Here is a 25,081-nt window from a genome sequence, read left to right on the forward strand (position 1 = left end):
TCCGGAAAAGTCGTGCTAGAGTCTTTCTCGCTGCTTCCGAGAAAAGCAAAACGCTGAGAGGCGAAACGAACTCGGAATTACCACCTGCGCGGGTGGCGGAATGGCAGACGCGCTAGCTTGAGGTGCTAGTCCTCGAAAGGGGGTGGGGGTTCAAGTCCCCCTCCGCGCACAAGGGAAAACCCCTGGAATCTAAGGATTCCAGGGGTTTTTTTCTGTCTTCACCCAGGCGGGGGCCAGCCCACTGCCGGGGACTTCCTCGATGTCCTGAGTGATTTCAAGCACATGGGATCCCTCCGCTGACTCTGAGCTGAGACTACTGGGCAGGTTAACCAGCCGGCAGCTCTGGTTCGGGCAACCCAGGTTCCGTCAGCTGGGGCTCGGGCAGAGGATCGCGGCCGGTCCACGTCTTGAGGACAGTCCAGGCGACGGCCGTGATCGGCACGGCCAGCAACGCTCCAACGATGCCGGCGAGCAAAGTGCCGGCGGCCAGGACCAGCAGGATGGCCAGTCCGTGGATGCTGAGCACTTTGCCCATCAGGACCGGCTGCAGGAAGTGGTGTTCGAGTTGGTTGACCCCGATGACGACGGCGAGGACGATAAGCGCCTGGATCAGGCCGTTGGAGACCAGGGCGACGGCGACGGCGAGGGTGCCCGCCACGGTGGCGCCGACGATCGGGATGAAGCCGCCCATGAAGACGAACACACCCAGCGGAAGCGCAAGGGGTACGCCCATGATGGCGAGGGTGATCCCGACGACGAGACCGTCGATCGCGGCGACAATGGCGGTGCCGCGCACGTACCCGCCCAGGACGACAGTGCTGCGGTCTGCGGCCAGGCGTGCCTTGGCGCGCTGGTCGGCGGGCAGGAAACCGATGAGGAACGTCCGGATCTCGGGCCCGTCCTTGAGGAAGAAGAACAGCGTCACGACCATCAATACCGAGCCGGCGAATATTTCTCCCGCGGTACGGGCTCCCGTGATTGCCTCTGCACCGAAGGAGCTGGACGTGAAGAACTCCCGCACGGAGTTGATCGCGGCGGTGATCTGTTGGTCGCTGACGGGGACAGGTCCGGTATTGAGGAAGGAGTGCAGCTGGTCAACCCCGGCAGTGGCACGGGCCGAGAGCTCCGCCCACTGGCGGGAGACCAGGATCACGATACCGGCGATGACGCCGCCAACAACGGCGACGATGGCCACGAACGCGGCGACGACGGCGAGGGCGCGCGGCCATGCGCGCCCGGTGAGCCAGCGGACCAGGGGGGAAATGGCCGCGGCCAGGATGACGGCAATCAGGACCGGAATCACGACGAGCGAAACGCGCGTCGCGGACCAGATGATCGCCCACGCGAGGGCGGCCACAGAAAGGGCCTGGACGGAACGGATGCTGGCGCGGCCGAGTCCGTCCGACCATATGGCCGCTAAACCGGTGCGGAGTTCGGTCATTGGTGCCCTCTTTCGCAGCGCTGCGTCGTCGCGGTTACTCCCAGTGCAGGGGTTCCGGCCTGGAATTTTGCCAGGAGTCCAGGAAGCGCACGCGCGCTTCATTGCCGCGCTGTTGCTCCAGGGCGTGCAGTCTCCCGTAAGTGAATCCGCTGCCCGCGTCGGCAGCTGCCTGCGCGGCCAGCATCAGCAGGGTTTCCCTGGTGACCACGCTGTCCTGGAAATCTCCGAGTACTTCCTGGATTTCCTCCGCGGCCCGGGCCAGGGTGGTTGCTTGCTTGTCGAAAATCGGCGAAGCCGCTTCGGCCGCGTACCGCAGCCGCTTTGCGCTCTTGCGAACATCGTGGRGTGCGGCATCCTGCGACGTCCCGTCGGTGCCGCCGTTCAGGGACCGGACCGCTGCCTTCAGGCGTTTGCGGTCGGCCGAGACCAGCCGGCCAATCGTTCCCAGCGCTTCATTCCGGGCAGTACCGGAAAGCGGAGGTGCGGCCAGGAAAGCATCGAGGGAATCGAGGAGACGGAAGTAGCGGTCACTGTCCAGTGCCTCCAAACCTGCGGCGCGGCCCTGAAGCTGGATGGTGCCGAGCTGCTCCTCGATTTGCCGGGCCACCGGACCGATCAGCAACTCCGGAGGCTCGGCATCGAGCATGTCCTTCAGCCTGGCGCGGATGACCTCGGTGTCCCGCGCCTGGCCCACGGTGCCGGCGAGCCATTGGAGTTCGGCCCGCAGGAACGTGGACGACGACCTATCCGTCAGCGACCGGAAGGTCGCCAGCGCCGACCGCAACCTGCGCGCGGCCACCCTGAGCTGGTGCACGGCATCGGGCGCATCGACGCGGACTCCGGGGTCATGGACCTTCAAGGCCCGAACTTGTTGGAAGATGTAAGCCAGCATGACATCCGACGCCGGCCCGCGCCGTCGTGGTTTTGGCGCCGGTGCCGGTTCCCCGGGATACCTGGCGCCCAGCGCCCTGGCGAGCTTGGAGGGCAGGGCGGAGACCGGGACGTCCTCTGCGGCCAGCACTTCGTCAGCGTCCTGGAGCAGCGCCCTGGGGCCGTCGGCGAGTTCAATTTCCCATTCCCGCCACCGCGACGGTTCCGCCGGCGGCAACAGGAATTGTGCCTCGACCCGGTCATCGCTGAACCGGGCCAGGAGTGCGGCATCGGCAGCGTACAAAGGGGTCGAGCTCCGGCTGGTCCTGATACGCGCCACAGGCACCAGCACGTGGTTGCGGGTGTGAACCAGCACCAACTGGCGCAGACGCTCCGGCACGGCGTCCTGATCGGCTCCGAGCGGCTCCGTGATCTCCCGCCGCTCCCCCGCGGCGACCGGGAGTTTGAGGTGCCAGCCCGCATCCGGGCCACCGGAGCGGCGGCGCAGGGTGATCCGCCGTGCGGCCAGCGCCAGTGCTTGGGTGTCAAAGTAGACCGCGTCCAACTGTTCGCTTACGGGTTCCCCCACGCGATCTACGCCCTGTATTGATGCCAGCCTCGGCAGGGCGTCGGATTCGGAAGGGCTGTATTTGTGTTCCACCTCAATCACTTCGGAACCAGCCATGATCCATTCTAGGAACTGGCATGCACTTCCGGCACGTGTCCAAAGCCCTTTTTGTCGCAGCACCCGGGTGCACAGATTTCGCCGGCAAGGGTGGACGTGGCGAAGCTCCGACCAAATAGCGGTTGACCGGAGCTTCGGGACCATTATGGGCAGTGTTTGCTGTGTGTTCGCCGGGAAGCGGCGGGCGCCGTCGCCGGTGGCTGTGAATTGCCGCGCACAACCCGGGCACGCTGCCCGGGCAGCAGCGCTATTGGTTGAGCATGTCGCTCATGAGGGGCGCGTTGCGGACGTTGTCGGTCAGGGGCTGAAGCCCCCACAGGTCCTCGACGGTGTGCAGCAGGGAGTAGTGAGAGTAGGCCGCATTGGACGTGAAGCCTCTGCGTGCGGCCGGGCCGGCAAAGACTGTGGCCACCCGGTTGTCGTCCTTGCTGCCCTCATCCCAGGTGACCACCAGCAGGGAATTCTGCGTCGTGAAGGCCGGCGACCCCAGGATTTTCGGTACCTCGCGGGAGAGCCAGCCGTCCCCGGTGCCGATGGGACAGTCGTGGGTGTCGTTGCACAAGTCAGGGGTGATGAAGGAGTAGTCCGGCAGGGTCGCCGCCGATTGCAGGTCCTGGTCCAGCCGGGAAAACGGCACAACATGGTCCGAGCACGAGGCCAAGTCGCCCGTCACGGCGGGGTAATACATGAACGGATTGTGCCTCACCGCATACCGCCGGGAGTCCTGCGCGGAGCAGGGCGCGGGCATGCCTTCGGCGTACATTTTCCAGGTGCGCCCGGATTGCTGGATCTCATCGGCGATGGAGCGCACATTGGCCGTGCAGGACTTCGGTTTGCAGTTGCTGGTAATTCCCGCGTTGGTCCCGCTGGTCAGGACGAGGTAATTGGGAAGACTCGGGTGCATGATCGCCCGGTAGTTGTYAGCCACCGAGAACTCTGCCGCGAGCATGTTGAAGTAGCCTGCCTCGCTGGCGCCCATGATCTCCGAGGCCGCCTTGTTTTCCTGCACGATCACCACAATGTGCCGGATGCCGCCGCCCTGCGGTCCCGGCGCCGGGTGCGGCGCCGGCTGCGCGAAATACGGGGACGGTGGCGGGCTCGCGGCGGGAGGGGTGCCTTGGCCCGGCGGCGCCTGCTCGGCAGGCGGGGCTGTCGCCGGCGGCGAGTCCGTGGCTGTGGCCTCAGGAGGCGGGGCTTCGGAGGACGGCGCTTCGGAGAAGGGCGCTCCGGAGGACGGCGCTTCGGGGGGCGCAGGCGGGCCGGCCTGGAAGGGGTGCACCGCGGTGCACCCCGCCAGCATCATCGCCAGCGCCCACCCGCCGGCCAAAAAACCTCGGCCGATCCGCGTCATCGGACCATGCTAGCGGCCGGCATCGGTGCAGCCAACGCTGCCCGCAGTTCAGGTCTCAGGAATCGCTCAGGTCGCTGAGGTGATCGTTTAGGGCCCAGCTGAAGTACCCGCGTCAGTCCGCTTGATGCAGCGCTTCCCGGACAGTGCCCAGCAGGGACAGGAACCGCTCGTTCCCGGGCAGGTCATCGATCAGCACCACGCCCTCGGGAGCGGCCAGCGGGATCCGCCAGTTCGGGTACTCGGTGCTGGTGCCCGGCTGGTTCTGGGTCCGGGTCTCCCCCACGGCGTCCACGAGCGCCACGCCCAGCAGCGCGGACGGGGCCAGCGCCGTGTACGCGTAGAGCGCCTCCACCGTGGTCCTGACATCCGGGCCCTGCATGTCCGAGGGGTCCTGAGTGTCCATCAACAGACCGCGGGCCCGGACCTGGGCCAGCACGGCTTCCTGCTCCGCTGCCGCCTCCGCGCGTTCGTCCTCCACGGGGCGCCGCAACAGCCCCAGAGACTCCCGCAAAGTGACATGTTCGCCGGCAAGGTAACCGGCTGTCGGGGGCAGATCGTGGGTGTTGACGCTGGTCAGGCACTGACGGCGGTAGTGCTCCGGCGGAATCGGGCCCTCGGCGTCGTGCTCGAACCAGAGAATCGATGTGCCGAATATCCCCCGCTCGGCCAAGTAGTCGCGGACCCATGGCTCGAACACGCCCAGGTCCTCGCCGATCACGATCGCCCCCGCCCGTTGCGCCTCAAGTGCCAAGATGCCGATCAGGGCTTCGTAGTCGTAATGGACGTACGTGCCGCTCTCCGGGCCGGCCCCCGCAGGGATCCACCACAACCGGAACAAGCCAAGGATATGGTCCACGCGGATGCCGCCGGCGTGCCGCAGCACAGTCCGGAGCATGTCCCGGTATGCGGCATAGCCGGATTCGGCGAGCCGGCCCGGATGCCACGGCGGCTGCGACCAGTTCTGGCCCAGCTGGTTGAACATGTCCGGGGGTGCGCCCACGGTGACGCCGCGGGCCAGGACGCCGGCCAGGGTCCAGGCATCGGCACCGCCAGGATTTACCCCGACGGCGAGGTCATGCACGACGCCGATCCCCATGCCCGCGTGGTGCGCCGAGCGCTGTGCCGCCTCGAGTTGCTGGTCGCAGAGCCACTGGAGCCAGCAGTGGAATTCGATCCGGCCCGCGAGCCGCGGCCGCTGCTCGACCCAATACGGGGATTCCGGGGTTGCCGCCGCACCGGCCCACTCCGACGCCGTCGGCGGCAGCTCTTCGGCGAGTGCACACCACAGCGCAAAGTCTTCGAGCCCCTTGCCCTGATCGGCGCGGAAGTCCGCGAAGTCCCGGGTGCGGGCCGGTCCGCGGCGCACCGCAAACACGCGTTCCAGGGCCGCGAGCTTCGCCGCGTAACTGGMGTTGCGGTCCAGCAGGTCCCGGGACCGGTTGGCTGCCTGCAGGCTTTCGGCCAGGCCCGCGACCTCGGCCCGGCCGGCGGCGTCGAGGTAACCGTATTCGGGGATTTCCTCCACCCGAAGGTAGAGCGGGTTGAAAAAGCGCCGTGTGGTGGGCAGGTACGGCGAGTCCTCGACCGGCGGCACAGGTTCGGCGGCATGTAGCGGGTTGACCAGCACAAAGCCGGCCCCCTGCCCACCTGCAACGGTCGCGAGGTCGCTGAGATCGGCAAAGTCGCCAATCCCCCACGACCGGGAGGACCGCACAGAGTACAGCTGGGCCGTCAGCCCCCAGGTGCGGCGCCCCGCAATCGGGGCAGGAGTTCGGAGTTGGCCGGGTGTGACCACCAGCGGACACTGCGCCAGCGTGCCGTCGGCATCGGCGTGCAGGGTGTGCCAGCCGAGGCCGAGGTCGCCGGGAATGGTGAACGTGGCACGACCGGTGAGGACGCCGTCGACGTCGACCGGCTGGTCCCAGTTCTCCTGCTGGGTGGCCTCATGCCTGCTGCCGTCTTCGGCGCCGATCCAGACCCGGACTCCGGCCCCGTGCGGTACATGGACGTCCACGGGGGTCTCCCGTCCCTCCCTTAGCACCAGAACCGGGGGGAGGATGCGCCGCCAGGGCGCCAGCCGGGACGCCGACAGGGAACGTTGCTGCTCGCCGGGCCCGTCGGCGGGGACGCCCAGGGCCGCCAGCACGGCACGGAGCGTGCCGGGCGCCACGGACCGTTCCATGCCGTCCCAGCCCCAGTAGCTCGTGTCCACACCGTGGGCCGCGGCGAGTTCGCGCAGGAGCCCATCCGCCGCATCTATGTTCCCGGGGCTCCCGGGGTTCACTGGGACTTCTACGTCGTCGGAGTCGTCGGGGTTCTCGAGGAAGGTGCGGTCCGCCATGCGCCCACTCTAGACGCTGCCCCCACACCCCGCGCCCCCTCCGAGGAGATGGGATTTATCTACCAGTTTCGAGGTGTTCCTTGGAGCCATTCCCTTACACAGGCGCGCGGCCCGGCCCGTCGGTCCGTTTAGGCGCCGCCACGGCGTCCGCGCTAGCCTTGCATTCTATGGTTGACGTCGAACGGTTCCGGGTCCTGCTGCACGAGGAACGTGACCGGAAGCTTGCCCTCCTGCCCACCCTTCATGGCGCCCCGATTCCGGAGGGCCGGCTGGAGGCCGCGCCCTGGGCCCCGCATTGCATCGGGCACGCCCCGGGCCGGGCATGACCGGGCTCGGCCTGCCCGCGGAACCGAACCTCGCCGTGACATGGTGGGAGCGGATCGTTGCAGGTTTCTCGCACGCTCCCAGTCCGCACGTGACCAGCACCGAGCTCGTCGTCGTGATCGTGCTGGCCGTCGCACTGTCCTTACCCCGCCTGACGTGGCGCTACTTTGGCCTGCTTGGCACCGTGACCCACGAACTCGGCCACGCGTTTGCCGCCCTGACCACCGGCCAGCGGCTCGGCGGCATCCGGCTGGGCCTGGACCACTCCGGCACCACCACGACGTACAGCAGGAGCCGGCTCTCGGCCGCCTGGTCGACCTTTTGGGGCTACCCGGTCCCCGCCGTCGTCGGCGCCCTGATGGTGTGGTGCGGTTTCAACGGCTGGGGCCCGGCCGCGATGTCAGTGGGCACGCTGATCCTGCTGGCCTCATTCCTCTTCCTCCGCAACGGCGTCGGGCTCCTCATCACCGCCGCAGCGGTGCTGGCCGCCGCGCTGCTGGTGCTGTTCGTGCCGCCGGCGTTCAACGGACACGTCCTGATCGTGCTCGGACTCGCGCTCCTGGTCGCTGCCGTCCGGGACCTCGGCAAACTCGCCAACGTCCATCTGCGGCACCGTGAGAGGCTGCCGACGTCGGACGCCTATCTCCTGGCCCGGGCTACCTCTGTTCCCGCCGTGATGTGGATTACCCTCTTCGCCGCGGTAGTGGCCGGTGCCTGGTGGTTTGCCTGGCAGCCGATGGCGCCGGTGTTCACGGCACTGTAGCAACGGAGTTCGGGCCATCTAATTCCCGGCCTTAGGCTGGGACCATGAGCCAGACTACCCACACCGACGATCCCGGATTCAGCACCAAAGGCGCCTAYGTGACCGGCGGCGCGGAATTCACCCGGGACACCAAYTACATTGAGGACCGGATCACCCGGGACGGCGCACCGGGGAGCAACGGAGAGCCGGGCTGGCCGGTGGAGCCGGAACGATACCGCCTCATCGCGGCGCGCGCGTGCCCATGGGCCAACCGCACAGTGATCGTGAGGCGGTTGCTCGGCCTGGAGGACGTCATCTCGCTCGGCCAGCCCGGCCCCACCCACGACGTCCGGTCCTGGACGTTTGACCTGGACCCGGACGGCACGGACCCCGTCCTGGGGATCGAGCGCATCCAGGACGCCTACTTCCGCCGCTTCCCCGACTACCCCCGCGGGATCACCGTCCCGGCGATCGTGGACGTTCCGAGCGGACAGGTAGTTACGAACGACTTTGCCCAGATCACGCTCGACTTTTCCACGGAATGGGCACAGTTCCACCGGGCCGGGGCGCCGCAGCTGTACCCGGAGCACCTGAGGGATGAGATCGACGCCGTCAACAGGCGCGTCTTCACCGAGGTGAACAACGGCGTCTACCGGTGTGGCTTTGCCGGTTCCCAGAAGACGTACGACGCCGCCTACGACCGGCTCTGGACGGCCCTGGACTGGCTCGAAGAACGGCTGGCAGGGCAGCGGTACCTTGTGGGCGACACCATCACCGAGGCAGATGTCCGCCTGTTCACCACACTGGCCCGCTTCGACGCCGTCTACCACGGCCACTTCAAGTGCAACCGGCAAAAGCTCAGCGAAATGCCGGTCCTGTGGGCTTACGCCCGCGATCTGTTCCAGACGCCCGGATTCGGCGACACCACCGACTTCGTCCAGATCAAGCAGCACTACTACATCGTCCATGAGGACATCAATCCCACCGGAGTGGTCCCCCGCGGCCCCGAACTGGGCAACTGGCTCTCGGAACACGGCCGCGAAGCGCTGGGCGGCCGGCCGTTCGGCACCGGCACACCGCCGGGACCGGTCCGCGCCGGCGAAGAGGTCACCCCCGGACACGGCGCCGCCTGAGCGGTCCCCCGGCCGGTCCGTCACTGAAGTGACCCCAGCCACGGCTGGTTAGTCCACTTGTCGCAGCACGCTTCCGGCCCTAGGGTGAGCCGGGATGGTCACCCCAGAAAAGACAGCCGGCAGCCCACCCTCCGCGCCGCGCCGATGGTCCCGCAACCTTTCCCATGCCGTCTCCGCGGCAATTCTGTGGCCCCGGCTCCAGCTGGCCCTGAAGGCGGGACTGGCCGCGGGCATCGCCTTCGCGATCGCTCCCTTCATGCCCGGCTCCGCTGCGGAGTATCCGTACTACGCCCCGCTCGGCGCCCTGGTGGCCATGTACGAGAACGTTGCCGGTTCCATGCGCCAGGGCCTCCAGACGCTCGTCGGCCTGGCGATCGGCGTCGGCCTCGCGTTCATGCTCTTCAGCCTCGGTTCGCCCACTCCGCTCACGGTCGCCCTGGTCATGGCCCTGGGCGTAATCCTGGCCGGGCTGCCGAAGATCGGCTCGGGCCGGGACTGGATCCCGACGGCGGCGCTCCTGGTGCTGCTGGTCGGCGGACATAATCCGGACACGTTCTCCTTCGGGTACCTCTTCCAGATGGGCGTCGGCGTCACGGTGGGCATCATCGTGAACCTGCTGGTCTTCCCGCCGCTGCATTTCCGGGCCGCCGCCCTGAGCATCGCGGAATTGCGCCAGGCCCTCGCCCAGCAACTCTGGGACATGGGCAAGGCCCTGAAGGAAAGCTGGCCGCCGGAACATCAAAACTGGTCGCGCCGCTCGGAAGCGCTCGCGGCACACGCCCGGTCCGTGCGCCTCGCCGTGGAGAAGGCCGACGCCAGCCGTCAGGCCAATCCCCGCCGCCACCTGCATCCGCACGACTTGGACCTCGATTACCGGAGCCTGCGGGACCTCGAGCGGCTGACGTTCCACGTCCAGGACGTGACCCAGGTGCTCTCCGAGGTCATCTGGGACGAGGACACCCCGTTCGTGATTCCGGACGCCTACGCGGCGCCCCTCGCGGACGCCCTGTCCTCCGTCGGCGACGTCCTCCGTGCCATGGAGGAAGAACAGCCCGAACGCCAGGCCGAGCTGGCCGTCACCGCCGATGCGGGGATCAACGAACTCACCGCCCGGCTGGGCTCCGAAGAGCACAGCAAGGATGCCCCGAGCGCGGTGGAATCCATCCTCCTGAGCCTGCACCGGATGCTGAAGGTGGCCACGCCCGGCAGGCCAGAGGCACAACCCGGGGCCCAACCGGCGGCATAGGTCGGGCATAGGTCACAACAGGCCAACCCGCCCGCAGGCCAGGCAACGGAGCGCACCGCCAGCCGGGAAGGCGACCGGCAGGAACGACGGCGGCTACGGCAGCGCCGCGACGGAACCGCTGAAGTGCCGGCGCCCGGAGAGTGCGTTCCACGCCACGTAGTCAGAGCGCCGCCAGGCGCCGCCGTCGGCCTGCATGCTACTGATGTCCAGCGCCACCCGGGCCGGCAGGAACACCGGCGCCTCGAACGCCACATCCCAGCTGAACGAATCCCCCCTGACGGCGCCGACGTCGGCCAGCGCCCGCGACGCCAGGTACATGCCGTGGGCAAGGGAACGGCGGAGCCCCAGCGCCTTGGCGGTCAGGACGCTGAGATGGATGGGGTTGAAATCGCCTGACACGGCCGCGTAGGCGCGACCGGTGTCGACGCCCAGCTGCCACAGGGCCGTCGGATCCGGCACCGAGAACGGCGGCGGCGTCACGGGCACCGAGGGCTTGTCGATCCCGGGAAGGAACACGCCCTTGGCCAGATAGGTCGAGACCCCGCGCCAGCTGAGGTCCTCCTGCCCTGCGGCACGGACCTCCGCCACGAGATCGAGCTGCGTGCCGGCCCGGTGCCCGCGCAGGTTCTCCACCCGGGCCCGGATGTCCAGGGCCTGGCTGAACAGAACCGGCGCGGACTGCACCACCTTGTTGTTCAGGTGGATCATGCCGAGCAGCGGCAGCGGGAAATCGTCCCGGTTCATGACGCTCATGGCCAGCGGAAACGCCAGGGCATGGATAAAGCCGGCGGGGAGCACGTCGCTCGCGCTCTCGCCGATTAGGTGCTGATAGGCGGTCAGGTTGGCTACGTCCGCCTTTACGCCACGGACCTCGTGAGTGTAGGCCGGCAGTTCGGTGCCACCGTGGGTGCCCAACACGCGGCGACGTGCCGCAGCGGCCGCCGCGTTGACGTAGAGCTTGGACAGGGCAGGCATCTCGCCCAGGATGACGGTCTGGGAACCGCTCATGCGCCGACCAGGTTTTGCCCGCAGACCCGCAGCACCTCCCCGGAGATTCCGCCCGCGTCGTCACTGGCCAGGAACGCGATGGCCTCGGCGACGTCGCCCGGCTGCCCGCCCTGCTGGAGGGAATTGAGCCGCCGGGCCACTTCGCGGGTGGCGAAGGGGATCCTGGCGGTCATCTCGGTTTCGATGAATCCCGGGGCCACGGCGTTGATGGACCCGCCGCGCTCACCGATCAGCGGAGCCGTGGCGCGCACCATACCGATTACGCCAGCCTTGGACGCGGCATAGTTGGTCTGGCCGCGGTTTCCGGCGATGCCGCTCGTGGAGGCCACGGACACTATGCGGGGCGATTCGCCGAGGTGCTCCGAGGCCAGGAGTGCCTCGTTGATCCGCAGCTGCGCGGCGATGTTGACGCCGATCACGGAGTTCCAGCGGCCCGCGTCCATGTTGGCCAGCAGCTTGTCACGGGTGATTCCGGCGTTGTGGATCATGATGTCCAGCCGGCCGTGGCGTGCCGCAGCGTGCTCGATAATCCGCTCCCCGGCGTCCTCGCGGCTGATGTCCAGCTGCAGCGCGGTCCCGCGGACCTCGTTGGCCACCTCCGCAAGGTGGTCCCCGGCCGCCGGGATGTCGACGAGGATCAGCGTGGCGCCGTCGCGGTGCAGGGTGCGGGCGATAGCGGCCCCGATTCCCCGGGCGGCGCCGGTCACGACGGCCACCTTGCCGGCCAGCGGCTTGTCGACGGCGTCTGGCAGCTGTCCCGCGCCGGAGCTGACGGTCAGGAACTGCCCGTCCACGAAGGCCGAGCGGCCCGACAGGAAGAACCGCACTGCACCGAGGGTTCCGGGGCTGGTGGTCCCGGCGCCGTCGGCGAGCAGGATGCCGTTCCCGGTGGCGCCGGCGCGGAGTTCCTTCGCCAGGGACCGCAGGAGACCGTCCACGCCCTGCCGGACCGCTGCCGTCGCCGGATCCGCGGCGGTATGCGCCGTGCGGGACACGGTGATGACGCGGCTGTTCCGGGCGAGATCACGCAGGGAGCCGGCGGCGGTGAGAACCGGTATCTCCAGGTCGGCGGGGTGGGCCAGTTCGTCCAGGACCAGGATGATGGCGCCGAGCTTTTCCCTGGGTATCGCGTGGCGGCGGACATCCAGGTTCCAGGCCAGGAGTGTGGCGGCGAGGTCGTCGGCGCCCCTGGTTGACCCCTGGACAAGGACGGGACCTTCGATGAGTGGGACGCCGGGCTGGTACCGCCGAAGGCCCACCGGCTGTGGGAGCCCGAGCCGCTTGGCGATGTCCTTGCCGAGTCCGTGGCTGACGAACTGCGTGTATTTGTCGCTCATCCGATGTTCCTTAGAGTGCTTCGAGGATCGCGACGACGCCCTGGCCGCCGGCGGCGCAGATGGAGACAAGACCGCGGGCAGGGCGACCGTTGACCTGGCCGGTGGCGTGGAGGGTCTTGGCCAGCGACGCCACGATCCGGCCGCCGGTGGCAGCGAAGGGGTGTCCGGCGGCGAGCGATGAGCCGTTGACGTTCAGTTTGGAACGGTCGATGCTGCCGAAGGCACCGTCCAGGCCGAGGCGGGTGCGGCCGAATTCCTCGTCCTCCCAGGCGGCCAGGGTGCTCAGCACCGTGCCGGCGAAGGCCTCGTGGATCTCGAAGAAGTCGATGTCCTCGAGGGTGAGGTTGTGCCGTGCGAGCAGCCGCGGCACCGCGAACGCCGGCGCCATGAGAAGCCCGTCCTTGCCGTGGACGAAGTCGACGGCGGCAGCCTCGCCGTCGACTACGGTGGCGAGCTTGGGGAGGTCGTGGGCGTCGGCCCATTCCTCGGAGGCGAGCAGCACGGTGGAGGCGCCGTCGGTCAGCGGGGTGGAGTTGCCGGCCGTCATGGTCGCCTCGGCGCCGAGGTTTTTGCCGAATACGGGCTTAAGCGTGGCCAGCTTCTCCAGGCTGGTATCGGCCCGCAGGTTCGAGTCGCGGCTCAGGCCTCGGTAGGGGGTCAGGAGGTCGTCGAAGAAGCCGGCGTCGTAGGCTGCGGCAAGGTTCCGGTGGCTGTTGAAGGCGWGCTCATCCTGGGCCTCGCGTGTGATCTTCCACTGTGCAGTGGTCAGCGCCTGGTGCTCGCCCATGGACAGTCCGGTCCGCGGCTCCCCCGTGTTCGGGGCATCGGGGGCCAGGTCCTTGGGCCGGAGCCGGCTGAGCACCTGCAGCTTCCGGGACACCGTTTTGGCGCGGTTGAGGTCCAGGAGCACCTCGCGGAGTCCTTCGCTGACGGCGATGGGGGCGTCGGAGGCCGAGTCGACGCCGCCGGCGATTGCGGACTCGATCTGGCCCAGCTTGATCTTGTTGGCCAGGCCGAGCACCGTTTCAAGGCCGGTGGCGCAGGCCTGCTGGAGGTCGTATGCCGGTGTCTCGGCGGAAAGGGCCGAGCCGAGCACTGCCTCCCGGGTGAGGTTGAAATCACGGGAGTGCTTCAGGACAGCTCCGGCAGCGACTTCTCCGATCCGCTCATCCTGGAGGCCGAAGCGGGCGATCAGTCCGTCCAGGGCGGCGGTCAGCATGTCCTGGTTAGAGGACTTGGTGTACGCGCCGCCGGTSCGGGCGAASGGGATGCGGTTGCCGCCCACCACCACAGCCTTGCGGAGCCGCGCCGAGGCGGCGGGCGCCTCCCCTGCTGCGGCTGGTGCGGCACCTGATTCGGCGGCTGGTTGGGGGCGGGGCACTGACTGTCCGTTGACGGACATGGGCTGTCTCCTTCAATCAAAGCGGTTACCGATACCCAGCGTACCTGATACGCTGGGTATCGTGAACATCTCCGACGCAACCGCGCCCGCCGGGCACACCGCCGTCGACGGCCGCGCTTCCCGCTGGCAGTCGCACCGCGAGGAACGGCGGCGGGAGCTCATCAAATCGGCCCGGCGGGCAGTGCACGCCCTTGGCAGCGACGCGTCCATGGAGGACATCGCCGCGGCCGCGGGAACGTCGAAGTCTGTCTTCTACCGCTATTTCGGCGACAAAGCCGGGCTCCAGCAGGCCGTCGGCGAGGTGGTCCTAAGCCAGATGCAGCGGCGCATCCAGGAGGCGGCCCAGAGCGCCCAGACTCCCCGCGAAGGCCTGTTCGCCATGGTGTCCGCCTACCTGCAGATGGCCGAGACCAGCCCGAATGTCTATACCTTCGTCACCCGCCACGCCCCGGGCGAAGCGGATGCCGCCAGCGCGCCGGTTTCCACCGCCGGGGCGTTGAGCCACTTCTTCGCCGCCATTAGCGACATGATTGCCCGGCCCATGCGCAGCCACCTGGGCAGCGGCCAGGACAAGGAAGCCGTGATCGGCTACTGGCCGAACGCCGCGATCGGCCTGGTTCGGAACGCCGGAGAGCAGTGGCTGGCCAGCCCGCCCGGCCCCGCCAAGCCGGACCAGGAAGCCATGGCCCGGCAGATCACGGACTGGCTCTGCTTCGGAATCGCCCCCGAACTGCAGTCAACGGCCCCGGCGCAGGCCGGTCCATCGAACCCGGGCGACCCGGCGGGCGAGGACACGGCCCAGCCCGGACACGCCGGTCCCACGCCTACGAACTGAATTGCCAGCACTAGAGATTGTCAGAACCAAAGAAGGAAATCGACATGACTGAACTAGCCGACCGCACCACCGGCAACGCGCCACGCCGCAACACGACCCCGGCCGAACCCACAGCAGCCGGCCGCGCCGGCGCGCAACCCGGCTCCCGACCCGGCTCCGCTGAAGCGCCCGCCGTCGACGTCGCGGCCCTGGGCAAACAGCTGCTCGGCCAGTGGGCCGACATCCGCCTGACGTCCAGGGCCCTCGCCGGCCGCCCGGAACTGCACAAGATCGAGGGGCTGACCCACACCGAGCACCGCCAACGCGCGTTCGGACAGCTCAAGATCCTCGTCGACAATGGTGCCGTCCACCGCGCCTTCCCGGTCTCCGTGGGCGGCTCGGACGATCACGGCGGGAACGTGGCCGGCTTCCAGGAGCTGGTCATCGCCGACCCGTCACTGCAGATCAAGGCCGGCGTCCAGTGGGGACTCTTCGGCTCCGCCGTGAACCACCTCGGCACCGCCGACCACCACGCCAAGTGGCTGCCGGGCATCATGAGCCTGGAGATCCCGGGCTGCTTCGCCATGACCGAGACCGGCCACGGATCCGACGTCGCGAGCATCGCCACCACCGCCACCTACGACCCCGGAGCCGGGGAGTTCGTAGTCCACACGCCGTTCCGGGCCGCGTGGAAGGACTACATCGGCAACGCCGCCTCCGATGGCCTGGCCGCCGTCGTGTTCGCCCAGCTGGTGACAAAGGGCGTCAACCACGGCGTGCACGCGTTCTACATGGACCTCCGGGACCCCGAGACCAAGGAGTTCCTGCCGGGCATCGGCGGAGAGGACGACGGCGTCAAGGGCGGCTTGAACGGCATCGACAACGGCCGGCTGCACTTCACCCAGGTCCGGATCCCGCGCACCAACCTGCTGAACCGCTACGGCGACGTCGACGCTGAGGGCAACTACACCTCCCCCATCGCCAGCCCGGGCCGCCGCTTCTTCACCATGCTCGGCACGCTGGTCCAGGGCCGGGTCTCGCTCGACGGCGCCGCCGTGACGGCGTCGAAGCTGGCCCTGAAAACCGCCATCCAGTACGCCACGGAACGCCGGCAGTTCAATGCCTCCTCCCAGACCGACGAGGAGGTCCTGCTCGACTACCAGCGGCACCAGCGCCGGCTCTTCACCCGGCTGGCCACCACGTACGCCGCGAGCTTCGCCAGCGAGCAGCTGCTGCAGAAGTTCGACGACGTCTTTTCGGGCCGTCACGACACCGACGAGGACCGGCAGGACCTCGAAACCCTCGCGGCCGCCCTCAAGCCGCTCAGCACCTGGCACGCCCTGGACACCCTGCAGGAATGCCGCGAGGCCTGCGGCGGCGCCGGCTTCCTGATCGAGAACCGCTTCGCCTCGCTCCGCGCAGACCTGGACGTGTACGCCACGTTCGAGGGCGACAACACGGTCCTGCTCCAGCTGGTCGCCAAGCGCCTGCTGGCCGACTACGCCAAGGAATTCCGCAGCGTGAACTTCGGCGTGCTGGCCCGCTACGTCGTGGGCCAGGCCACCGGCGTCGCCATCCACCGCACCGGGCTTCGCGGCGTCGCCCAGTTCGTGGCGGACACCGGATCAGTGCAGAAGGCGGCCCTGGCAATCAAGGACGAAACCAGCCAGCGGACCCTGCTGACCGACCGGGTCCAGACCATGGTGGCGGAGGTCGCCTCAGCCCTCAAGGGCGCGAACAAGCTCCCGCAGGAGCAGGGCGCCGCCTTGTTCAACGCCCACCAGCACGAACTCATCGAAGCCGCCCAGGCCCACGCGGAGTTGCTGCAGTGGGAGGCCTTCACCGAGGCCCTCGGAAAAGTGACCGACCCCGGCACGCACAAGGTCCTGACGTGGCTGCGTGATCTCTTCGGCCTGTCCCTCATCGARAARAACCTGKCCTGGTACCTCATGAACGGCMGGCTYTCSATGCARCGSGSCCGCACCGTGGGYGAATACATCAACCGCCTSCTCGTSAAGATCCGYCCMCACGCCMTCGACCTSGTGGACGCCTTCGGCTACGGTCCGGAGCACCTCCGCGCGGAGATCTCCACCGGCGCGGAAAAGGCCCGCCAGGACGAGGCCCGGGACTACTTCCGGAAGCAGCGCGCCAGCGGCCAGGCACCCCTGGATGAAAAGATCCTGCTTGCCCGCGCGGCCAACGGGACAAAAGGCTCCGGCGCACGGGCCACCCGCTAACAGATCCGCGCCAACTGAACCGGCCGGATTACGACGACGGCGCCGCCCCCTCAGCCGGGGCGGCGCCGTCGTCGTTCTGCTGTTTGAATGCTTTGTCAGGAGTCCTTGTTTAGCGCCGATTTGTCGAGCACCGATTTGTCGAGCACTGATTTGTCTAGCACCGAGCGGTAGACCTCGAGTGTGGTCTCGGTGATGGACTCCCAGGAGAAGTGCTCCTCGGCCCTGCGCCGGCCGGCCACGCCCATGGCGCGCGCCCGGGCGGGATCGGACACCACGTCGATGAGTGCCTCGGCAAAGTCGGTGACGAACTTCTCCGGGTCCAGCGGGATGCCAGTACCGTCGGTGACCTGTTCGATCGGGACGAGCAGTCCGGTCTCGCCGTGCTGGACAACTTCGGGGATGCCTCCGGTGGCGCTTGCCACGACGGCGGCGCCGCACGCCATCGCCTCGAGGTTCACGATGCCCAGCGGCTCGTAGATGGACGGGCACGCGAACGCCGTCGCGTGGCTCAGCACCTGGATGACCTCCTTGCGGGGAAGCATCCGCTCGATCAGGATCACGCCGCTGCGCTGGCTCTGCAGCTCCTCGATCAGGCGTGCCGTTTCGGCCGCCAGCTCCGGCGTGTCCGCGGCACCCAGGCACAGGACGAGCTGGACGTCGGCCGGGAGCTTGGCGGCGGCCCGCAACAGGTACGGAACGCCCTTCTGCCGGGTGTTCCGGCCGACGAAGACTACGCTGGGCCGGTCCGGATCGATGCCGAGCGCACGGATGATGTCATCGTCCTCGTCCCGGGTCCAGTGGCTGACATCGATGCCGTTGTGGACCACCCTGACCTTGGCCGGGTCAACGTCCGGGTAGCTGCGCAGGATGTCCTGGCGCATCCCTTCCGAGACGGCGATGATGGCGGCGGCGGCCTCATAGGCGGTCTTTTCGACCCAGGAGGAGACGGCGTACCCGCCACCGAGCTGCTCGGCCTTCCACGGTCGCAGCGGCTCCAGGCTGTGGGCGCTAAGGACATGCGGGATGCCGTGGAGCAGCGACGCGATATGTCCGGCCATGTTGGCGTACCAGGTGTGGGAGTGGACGAGATCCGCCCCGGCGATGTCCGGGACGATCCTCAGGTCCACCCCGAGGGTCTGGATGGCGGCGTTTGCTGAACCCAGGTCTTCGGGCACGGAGTACGACGTGACAGTCGCCCCGTGATACCCGGGCTCACGGGGCGCRCCGAAGGCACGCACCTGTAGGTCCACATGTTGGGCCAGCACCCTGCTGAGCTCGGCCACATGGACTCCGGCGCCGCCGTAGATTTCCGGCGGGAATTCTTTAGTCACAATATCTATTCGCACATGCACCAAGGTAGTCGTTACGGTGGAACTGATCTAGTGTGAAGASGTTCGGGMAYRCCGGACWGTTTTGGGGAGYAACGAAGGCGTTCAGGAGCKATCACYATGCCGCATCARAAGAAAGTCTTGGCMATTGTCCTCGCAGGTGGCGAGGGAAACCGGCTCATGCCGTTGACGGCGGACCGGGCCAAGCCGGGCGTGCCCTTTGCCGGGAGCTACCGGCTTATTGACTTTGCCCTTTCCAATCTTGTGAATTCCCGGTATCTGCAAATTGTGGTGCTGACGCAATACAAGTCGCACAGCCTTGACCGGCACATTTCCGAAACGTGGCGTTTGTCCACCCAATTGGGCAACTACGTGGCCTCCGTGCCGGCCCAGCAGCGCGTCGGCAAGAGCTGGTTCCTGGGCAGCGCCAACGCCATCTACCAGTCCCTGAACCTGATCCATGACGCCAATCCCGACATCGTCGTCGTGGTCGGCGCAGACCACGTCTACCGGATGGACTTCTCCCAGATGGTGGCCCAACACGTGGCCAGCGGGGCCAAGGCAACTGTGGCCGCCGTCCGCCAGCCSCTSCACATGGCSGACCAGTTCGGCGTSATCGAAACGGACGCGGAGAACCCGGACAAGATCGCCGCGTTCGTCGAAAAGCCGTCCTCGACGCCGGGYCTCGCGGCCGATCCGAGCCAGTTCCTGGCCTCCATGGGCAACTACGTGTTCGACGCCGACGCCCTGGTCGAAGCCCTCCACGTCGACGCCGAGCGCCTGGACACCAAGCACGACATGGGCGGGGACATCATCCCCTACTTCGTCACCAAGGGTGAGGCCGGCGTTTACGACTTCACCCTCAACGACATTCCCGGATCGACCGAACGGGACCGCACCTACTGGCGCGACGTCGGCACCATCGACTCGTTCTACGACGCCCACATGGACCTCATCTCCCCCGTCCCGGTGTTCAACCTCTATAACTCCGAGTGGCCGATCTACACCCGGCAGAGCGTCTCGCCGCCGGCCAAGTTCGTGCGMGGCAAATCCAACACGGTAGGCACCGCCCTCGATTCCATCGTGGCCAACGGCGTCGTCGTCTCCGGCGGCATCGTGGAGGGCTCCGTTCTCTCCAACGACGTCTACGTCGGCACGTCCAGCCGGGTCCTGGATTCYGTCCTGATGGACAAGGTCAATGTGGGCGAGGGCGCGGTGATCAAGCGTGCCATCCTCGACAAGAACGTCAAGGTSCCTGCCGGGGCCGCGATCGGCCTCGACCCCGARCTGGAYCGYGCCCGCGGATTCAAGGTCACCGACTCCGGAATCACGGTCCTGTCCAAGGGGCAGCTGGTSCCGGATCCCAGCGACGCGGAACGTGCGCTCTCGGCCGCCAACCTGCGCCTGGTGCCGTCGGCCGTTCTTTCCGCCACGGAAAACTGGCCAGAAATGCGGGAGTCWGTGGACAAGGTCGCAGATGTGCAGGCCGCCGCCGTAGGTGCRGACGCTTCCGGCAAGCAAACTCCCACGGCATAGCCCGGCGGGGGGGCCCGGCGCCGGCGTCAGGCCGGGCTCCCCGCACCCTGTAAAATTAGGGCAATGAGCTCCCCCGATCTGTCCTCCGATCTCCCCCCTGCCGAGCCTGGCGTTGCCGGGTCCGGCGCTGCCGAGTTGACCCCGGAGGARATCCGCGCCTGCCTGAAGGTCCTGAACACGATCCACGCCTACGACGAGGAGCACCCGGACTACGTTTCCGTGCGCCGCGCCACCGGGAAGATGTTCAAGGCCGTCAAGCGCCACCGGCGGGTCAGCAAGCGCGACGAGATCGCCGAAGCGGACCGCGCCGTGATCGCCCAGACGGCGACTGCAGCCCCCGACAGGATCGACGACGAGACGCGCGGCAACAAGCTTGCCCCGTCCGCAACCGGCGAGATCGCAGGGCACCTGATCAGGTCCCGGCCGTGCTACATCTGCAAGCAGCACTACACGCAGGTGGACGCCTTCTATCACCAGCTGTGCCCCGAATGCGCATCCTTCAGCCACACCAAGCGCGACGCCCGGACCGATCTGACCGGCCGCAGGGCCCTCCTCACCGGTGGCCGGGCCAAGATCGGCATGTACATCGCGCTCCGGCTCCTGCGCGACGGCGCCCACACCACCCTCACCACCCGGTTCCCCAAGGACGCTGCCCGCCGCTTCGCCGCGATGGARGACAGCGCCGACTGGCTGCACCGGCTCCGGATCGTGGGCATCGACCTCCGCGACCCGTCCCAGGTGATGGCCCTGACAGATTCGCTCGACGCCGCGGGGCCGCTGGACATCATCATCAACAACGCGGCCCAGACCGTACGCCGCTCCGGAAACGCCTACAAGCCCCTCGTGGACGCCGAGGACGAGCCGCTGCCCGCCGCCCTGCAGGCCGCCAACGGCGGACCCGAGCTTGTCACATTCGGCCACGCCCATGACAAGCACCCGCTTGCCCTGGCCAGCACCGTGCTCGAACACCCCGTGCTCGCCGGGGACGCGATCACCTCMCTGGCGYTGTCCACCGGTTCCGCATCGCTGGAGCGCATTGCCTCCGGYACSGCCATCGACGCCGGCGGACTGGTGCCGGACCTCGCCACCATCAACAGCTGGACCCAGGTGGTGGACGAGGTGGACCCACTCGAGATGCTCGAAGTGCAGCTGTGCAACGTGACRGCTCCGTTCCTGCTGGTCAGCCGGTTGCGYGGGGCCATGAAGCGCTCCACCGCCCGGCGGAAGTACATCGTCAACGTCAGYGCCATGGAGGGCCAGTTCTCCCGCGCCTACAAGGGCCCCGGGCACCCSCACACCAACATGGCCAAGGCGGCGCTGAACATGATGACGCGCACCAGCGCCCAGGAAATGCTCGACGCCGACGGCATCCTCATGACTGCCGTGGACACGGGCTGGATCACGGACGAACGGCCRCACTACACCAAGGTCCGCCTCATGGAAGAGGGCTTCCACGCACCCCTTGACCTGGTTGACGGCGCGGCCCGCGTKTACGACCCCATCGTGATGGGCGAGACCGGCGAGGACCAGTACGGCGTCTTCCTGAAGGACTACAAGCCCAGTCCCTGGTGACCGGCGGCCCGCGSGGCGTACGGCACGCACGTGCGCACCGCGGGTCTTATGGCCCTAATCGAGGTCCKGGACGGTCCGTAACGTGGCTCCACATGGACACCACCTCGCCCACGCCGGACTACTCGCTGACCATGGACCAGTGCTGGGCCCTGTTCGATACCGAAGTCGTGGGGCGCGTGGCAYTGATCGTGGACAGCCATCCGGAGATCTTTCCGGTGAATTTCGTGCTGGAGCGGCGGAGGATTGTCTTCCGCACCTCCGGCGGGACGAAGTTGTGGGGYGCCATCACGGGCAAGCCGGTGGCATTCGAGATCGACGGCTATGACGCCCCYGGCGAGTCGGCCTGGAGCGTGATGGCCCGCGGCGAAGCCGAGCTCATCGAAAGCCAGGACGAGAAGGAYGCGGCGGACGCCCTGCTCCTGGAGCCCTGGCAGCCGGGCGAGAAGGCCTACTACGTACGTGTGGCGCCCAAGGCGCTCACCGGTCGGCGCTTCAAGGTCAACAGGCCCGATCTGTGGAMCACGCGCCTGTCCGATCCGCGGCGCKCTTCATTCGAGTAAGGCACGGCATTCGAGYCAGGCAYGGCGCGGGCGTCAGGCCTTCTYCRATGCGTGCACCACCAGCACGGGGCAATGAGCGTGCGCCACACAGGCGGAGCTGACCGAACCCAGCAGCAGGCCGCCGAACCCGCCGCGGCCGCGGCGGCCGAGCACGAGCATGTCCGCCGACTTGCTCTCCTCGATGAGGATGTTGCGGGGGTGGCCCTGGACGAGGCGGATCTCGACGTTCCCAGGAGTCTCTGGGCCGAAGGCYTTYGCTACCGCCTCGTTGAGGATCTCYCCGGCCCGGACRTCRAAGTCGCCGATGCCGACGGCGACGTAGCCGTCGTACACGGGCGGATAGTCCCAGCACGCCAASGCGACCACTTTGGCSGACARGGGCACKGCGAGGCCCTGGGCCTGCCGCAGCGCCTCCACCGAAGCCTCCGAGCCGTCTACGCCTACAACGATCGTGCGCACGTCCCTGGCTTCGTTCATTGGTGATCCTTACSCTCGTGCCGGCCGGACATCCTGCCCGGTTTGGCGACGCTYCYATAATTTCGCCCGGCCCTCCAGGCGGCTAGGGCCAAAAGACATCCAGCCATCGGTCCGGCGCCGRCCCGGGGCGCAGGCGGAAGCCAGCGAAGGCGGTACGGACGGCGGCCGGAGCCGGCCGGCTGGGCACTATGACCCTTGTCCGTGGCCCCGCCGTGCAGAAGAATGGCAGGGCTGGGGTACGACGATGAACTACAGGATCAAGCGGTCCACCAAGCGGCCGGACGGGAGAATCATGATTGCCTGGGCAGACGCAGGTCTCACTGCATCCGAGGGTATGCAGTCGGTGATGCGCGTCTTTATCCTTGATGACCACGAGCTCGTCAGGCGCGGGCTCCAGGAACTCCTCGAAGGCGAAGGGTTCGTGGTGGTTGGCAGTTCCGGCTCCGCGGTGGAGGCGACGCGCCGGATTCCCGCCCTGCACCCCGATGTCTGTGTGCTGGACGCCCGCCTTCCGGACGGGACCGGMATTGAAGTCTGCCGCGACGTGCGGTCAGTGGACCCGTCCTTGAACTGCATCATCCTGACGAGTTTCGACGACGAACAGGCCCTCCGCGGCGCTGTCCTGGCCGGCGCGCGCGGATATGTGCTTAAGGAGATCGGCGGAACGGACCTGATCGGCGCCCTGCGGCGGGCAGCAGCGGGCGAGTCCCTCTTCGATGAGGGCGTCGCCGCTGGCGTCGTGGACAGCCTGGTAGAGGCCGAGGAAGTTGACCCCCGTACGGCCTCCCTCACACCGCAGGAACGCAAGGTACTGGAACTGGTGGGCGGCGGACTGACGAACCGGCAGATTGCCGCGGAAATGTTCCTGGCGGAAAAGACCGTCAAGAACTATGTATCCTCACTGCTGGCCAAGCTCGGATTCGAACGCCGCACCCAGGCAGCGGTCTTCATCGCCAGCCCGGCATATCCGGTGGCCTCCGCCGGGAGTGCCACCGACGGGACGCGGCCGCACAGCGTTAGGTAGGCGCCGTTCGGGGGCGTCGCCCAAGGGTACCGATTAAAGCGGCACCGACTTAAAGCGGCACCGACCATTCCAGGCTGGTCCCGGCGTCGGGCGCGCTCGTGATGGTGCATTCGCCGTCGAGCATCCGCGCACGGTCCTCGAGATTGCTCAGCCCGTTGCGCTTTCCTGGCTGGGCAAATCCGGCGCCGTTGTCGCTGATCACCACCGTCACGCGGCCCTTGACAACGGCAACCGAGACCGAGATGGTGTCCGCCCCGGAGTGCCGGATGGCGTTGCTGAGCCCTTCGGAGACWACCGCCACGACRTTGTCCGCCTTATCCGGCGTCACGGCATCGACGGGTCCTGTGATGGTCAGGCGCGGGGCGAAGGGCATGGATTTCGAGGAGCTCCGGGTGACCCGGCGGATCCGGCCGCTCAGCAGTTCAGTAACGCCGGTGTTGCTCTTCAGCGAGTAGATGGTGTCACGCAGGCTGCGGATCGCCTCGTCGAGTTCGCCGGTGATGTTGCGGATGCGCTCCATCGCCAGCTCCTCCCKGGTGAACCGGGTGAGGCTTTGCACGCTCAGTCCGGCCGCGAACAGCCGCTGGATGACGAGGTCGTGSAGGTCGCGGGCGATCCTGTCCCGGTCCGTGAAGACCAGGAGCTCTTCKCGCAGCCGGTGCACGCGGGAMAGTTCCAGGGCCAGGGCCACGTGGGAGCCGAAGACGGCGCCCATTTCGATGTCTGTCCGGGTGTAGCGGACCGAATCCTTGTTCCGTGCCAGCAACAGCAGGCCGTGGTGGGCGCCCTGGGTGCTAAGGGCCACGGCCAGCAGCGGCCCGGTCACGCCGGCGTCGACCTCCCCGACCACCTCCGAGGCGTCGTCGAACAGCAGCGGYTCGCCGCCGTCGAGAACCTCTTCCAGGAGTTCTGATTCCAGGTGCAGTGACCGTCCCGAAAACGCGATGCCWCGCTCACCGGCAACACCGACCACCACGTGGGCAACGCCGTTGGCGGCGGGCGCCACCAGCAGGGCGAGGTCGGACGCGGACTCCTGGAGCGCGCGGCCGGCGATRGGATCCAGGCCGCCGGAGSTGTAGTCACGGTCCGTGCTCAGCATCAGCCCGGAGACGTCCATGCAGGCCTCCAGCCAGCGGGCCCTGCGGCGGGCGTCGTCGTAGAGCCTGGCATTCTCGATGGCCACGCCGGCGGCTGCCGCCAAGGCGACGGCCAGGGCCTCGTCCTCGGCGCTGAAGTCTTCGCCGCCTATTTTTTCCGTCAGGTACAGGTTCCCGAACACCACGTCGCGGACACGGACCGGGACCCCCAGGAACGACTGCATGGGCGGGTGGTGCGCCGGGAAGCCGTAGGCCTCGGGGTGCTGGCGAAGATCATGCAGCCGCAGCGGCCGCGGGTCCGTGATCAGSAGGCCGAGCACGCCATGGCCGGTCGGCAGCGGACCGATCCGCCGGGCCAGYTCGCCATCGATACCGACGGTGATGAAGTGGCTGAGGGCGTGGTCATCACCGATCACTCCCAATGCACCAAACCGGGCATGCAGCARCCGGCAGGCCGATTCGACCACGCGTTCCAGGACGGCATCCAGGCTCAGGTCCTCGGCCAGGGCGACGACCGCTTCCAGCAGGCCRGCCATGCGTTCTTTGGATTGGAGCA

General features: G+C 67.9%; 20 protein-coding genes and 1 tRNA gene. 11 read left to right on the plus strand and 10 right to left on the minus strand.

The annotated features are described in order from the left end of the window. Positions 1–86: 86 nt before the first annotated feature. Positions 87–169: transfer RNA gene (locus AC1DEY_RS11890), tRNA-Leu, on the plus strand. Between the two features lie 156 nt (positions 170–325). On the opposite strand, the gene AC1DEY_RS11895 is transcribed toward AC1DEY_RS11890, so the two are convergent. The 4 genes from AC1DEY_RS11895 to malQ form a co-directional block, all read right to left on the minus strand. After that, positions 326–1,441: an AI-2E family transporter gene (locus tag AC1DEY_RS11895; RefSeq protein WP_476868102.1), complete on the minus strand. Its 1,116-nt coding sequence runs from the start codon at positions 1,439–1,441 to the stop codon at positions 326–328. Positions 1,442–1,475: 34 nt separating this feature from the next. After that, on the minus strand, positions 1,476–2,996 hold the full coding sequence (locus AC1DEY_RS11900) for a CYTH and CHAD domain-containing protein (protein WP_476868103.1): 1,521 nt from the start codon (positions 2,994–2,996) through the stop codon (positions 1,476–1,478). A gap of 247 nt (positions 2,997–3,243) precedes the next feature. Further along, positions 3,244–4,347 (minus strand): alkaline phosphatase family protein, encoded by a 1,104-nt coding sequence (locus tag AC1DEY_RS11905; RefSeq protein WP_476868104.1) that lies wholly within the window; start codon positions 4,345–4,347, stop codon positions 3,244–3,246. Positions 4,348–4,459: 112 nt separating this feature from the next. Next, positions 4,460–6,688, minus strand: a complete 2,229-nt coding sequence (gene malQ / locus AC1DEY_RS11910) for a 4-alpha-glucanotransferase (protein WP_476868105.1) — start codon at positions 6,686–6,688, stop codon at positions 4,460–4,462. A gap of 167 nt (positions 6,689–6,855) precedes the next feature. Here malQ and AC1DEY_RS11915 point away from each other — a divergent pair, with 167 nt between their 5' ends. The 4 genes from AC1DEY_RS11915 (at position 6,856) to AC1DEY_RS11930 (ending at position 10,133) form a co-directional block, all read left to right on the plus strand. Continuing rightward, positions 6,856–7,014, plus strand: coding sequence for a hypothetical protein (locus tag AC1DEY_RS11915; protein WP_476868106.1), 159 nt, complete (start codon positions 6,856–6,858; stop codon positions 7,012–7,014). Beyond that, positions 7,011–7,775, plus strand: a complete 765-nt coding sequence (locus AC1DEY_RS11920; protein ID WP_476868107.1) for a M50 family metallopeptidase — start codon at positions 7,011–7,013, stop codon at positions 7,773–7,775. The genes AC1DEY_RS11915 and AC1DEY_RS11920 overlap by 4 nt, the downstream gene beginning before the upstream one ends. A gap of 44 nt (positions 7,776–7,819) precedes the next feature. Next, positions 7,820–8,887, plus strand: coding sequence for a glutathione S-transferase family protein (locus tag AC1DEY_RS11925; RefSeq protein ID WP_476868108.1), 1,068 nt, complete (start codon positions 7,820–7,822; stop codon positions 8,885–8,887). A 184-nt stretch (positions 8,888–9,071) separates the two neighbouring features. Beyond that, entirely contained in the window at positions 9,072–10,133 is a 1,062-nt protein-coding gene (locus AC1DEY_RS11930; RefSeq protein ID WP_476868131.1) for an FUSC family protein, read from the plus strand. 93 nt (positions 10,134–10,226) lie between these two features. On the opposite strand, the gene AC1DEY_RS11935 is transcribed toward AC1DEY_RS11930, so the two are convergent. Genes AC1DEY_RS11935 through AC1DEY_RS11945 form a run of 3 tightly spaced genes read right to left on the minus strand, consistent with a single transcriptional unit; the run spans position 10,227 to position 13,880 of the window. After that, entirely contained in the window at positions 10,227–11,141 is a 915-nt protein-coding gene (locus AC1DEY_RS11935) for a MaoC family dehydratase (protein ID WP_476868109.1), read from the minus strand. Further along, on the minus strand, positions 11,138–12,478 hold the full coding sequence (locus AC1DEY_RS11940; RefSeq protein ID WP_476868110.1) for a 3-oxoacyl-ACP reductase: 1,341 nt from the start codon (positions 12,476–12,478) through the stop codon (positions 11,138–11,140). Before AC1DEY_RS11940 ends, AC1DEY_RS11935 begins: the two co-directional genes overlap by 4 nt. A gap of 10 nt (positions 12,479–12,488) precedes the next feature. Next, positions 12,489–13,880: an acetyl-CoA C-acetyltransferase gene (locus AC1DEY_RS11945; protein ID WP_476868111.1), complete on the minus strand. Its 1,392-nt coding sequence runs from the start codon at positions 13,878–13,880 to the stop codon at positions 12,489–12,491. A gap of 61 nt (positions 13,881–13,941) precedes the next feature. Here AC1DEY_RS11945 and AC1DEY_RS11950 point away from each other — a divergent pair, with 61 nt between their 5' ends. Next, a complete protein-coding gene (locus tag AC1DEY_RS11950; protein ID WP_476868112.1) occupies positions 13,942–14,715 on the plus strand; it encodes a TetR family transcriptional regulator in 774 nt (257 codons plus the stop codon). 44 nt (positions 14,716–14,759) lie between these two features. Further along, positions 14,760–16,931 (plus strand): acyl-CoA dehydrogenase family protein, encoded by a 2,172-nt coding sequence (locus tag AC1DEY_RS11955; RefSeq protein ID WP_476868113.1) that lies wholly within the window; start codon positions 14,760–14,762, stop codon positions 16,929–16,931. Positions 16,932–17,026: 95 nt separating this feature from the next. Here AC1DEY_RS11955 and glgA read toward each other — a convergent pair whose 3' ends face one another. Beyond that, positions 17,027–18,277: a glycogen synthase gene (gene glgA, locus AC1DEY_RS11960; RefSeq protein ID WP_476868114.1), complete on the minus strand. Its 1,251-nt coding sequence runs from the start codon at positions 18,275–18,277 to the stop codon at positions 17,027–17,029. Between the two features lie 102 nt (positions 18,278–18,379). On the opposite strand from glgA, the gene glgC reads away from it, so the two are divergent. The 3 genes from glgC (at position 18,380) to AC1DEY_RS11975 (ending at position 21,927) form a co-directional block, all read left to right on the plus strand. Next, entirely contained in the window at positions 18,380–19,795 is a 1,416-nt protein-coding gene (gene glgC, locus AC1DEY_RS11965) for a glucose-1-phosphate adenylyltransferase (RefSeq protein WP_441408632.1), read from the plus strand. 63 nt (positions 19,796–19,858) lie between these two features. Next, positions 19,859–21,367, plus strand: a complete 1,509-nt coding sequence (locus AC1DEY_RS11970; protein WP_476868115.1) for an SDR family NAD(P)-dependent oxidoreductase — start codon at positions 19,859–19,861, stop codon at positions 21,365–21,367. 92 nt (positions 21,368–21,459) lie between these two features. Continuing rightward, positions 21,460–21,927 (plus strand): pyridoxamine 5'-phosphate oxidase family protein, encoded by a 468-nt coding sequence (locus AC1DEY_RS11975; protein ID WP_476868116.1) that lies wholly within the window; start codon positions 21,460–21,462, stop codon positions 21,925–21,927. A gap of 33 nt (positions 21,928–21,960) precedes the next feature. On the opposite strand, the gene AC1DEY_RS11980 is transcribed toward AC1DEY_RS11975, so the two are convergent. Next, on the minus strand, positions 21,961–22,404 hold the full coding sequence (locus tag AC1DEY_RS11980; RefSeq protein WP_476868117.1) for a universal stress protein: 444 nt from the start codon (positions 22,402–22,404) through the stop codon (positions 21,961–21,963). Between the two features lie 292 nt (positions 22,405–22,696). Here AC1DEY_RS11980 and AC1DEY_RS11985 point away from each other — a divergent pair, with 292 nt between their 5' ends. Next, the gene (locus AC1DEY_RS11985; RefSeq protein WP_441408688.1) at positions 22,697–23,428 is read left to right on the plus strand and encodes a response regulator; all 732 of its coding nucleotides are present in this window, start codon (positions 22,697–22,699) and stop codon (positions 23,426–23,428) included. Positions 23,429–23,477: 49 nt separating this feature from the next. Here the strand turns inward: AC1DEY_RS11985 and AC1DEY_RS11990 are convergent, their stop codons facing one another. Continuing rightward, a complete protein-coding gene (locus AC1DEY_RS11990; RefSeq protein ID WP_476868118.1) occupies positions 23,478–25,061 on the minus strand; it encodes a GAF domain-containing sensor histidine kinase in 1,584 nt (527 codons plus the stop codon). Positions 25,062–25,081: the final 20 nt, after the last annotated feature.

This window comes from Arthrobacter sp. 05T47 (assembly GCF_056395825.1).

What these genes read in the sequence shown, in the direction of transcription:
- AC1DEY_RS11895 (WP_476868102.1), bottom strand. Translation starts at nt 1,441, where the DNA reads ATGACCGAACTCCGCACCGGTTTAGCGGCCATATGGTCGGACGGACTC.
- AC1DEY_RS11915 (WP_476868106.1), top strand. Translation starts at nt 6,856, where the DNA reads ATGGTTGACGTCGAACGGTTCCGGGTCCTGCTGCACGAGGAACGTGAC.
- AC1DEY_RS11920 (WP_476868107.1), top strand. Translation starts at nt 7,011, where the DNA reads ATGACCGGGCTCGGCCTGCCCGCGGAACCGAACCTCGCCGTGACATGG.
- AC1DEY_RS11935 (WP_476868109.1), bottom strand. Translation starts at nt 11,141, where the DNA reads ATGAGCGGTTCCCAGACCGTCATCCTGGGCGAGATGCCTGCCCTGTCC.
- AC1DEY_RS11940 (WP_476868110.1), bottom strand. Translation starts at nt 12,478, where the DNA reads ATGAGCGACAAATACACGCAGTTCGTCAGCCACGGACTCGGCAAGGAC.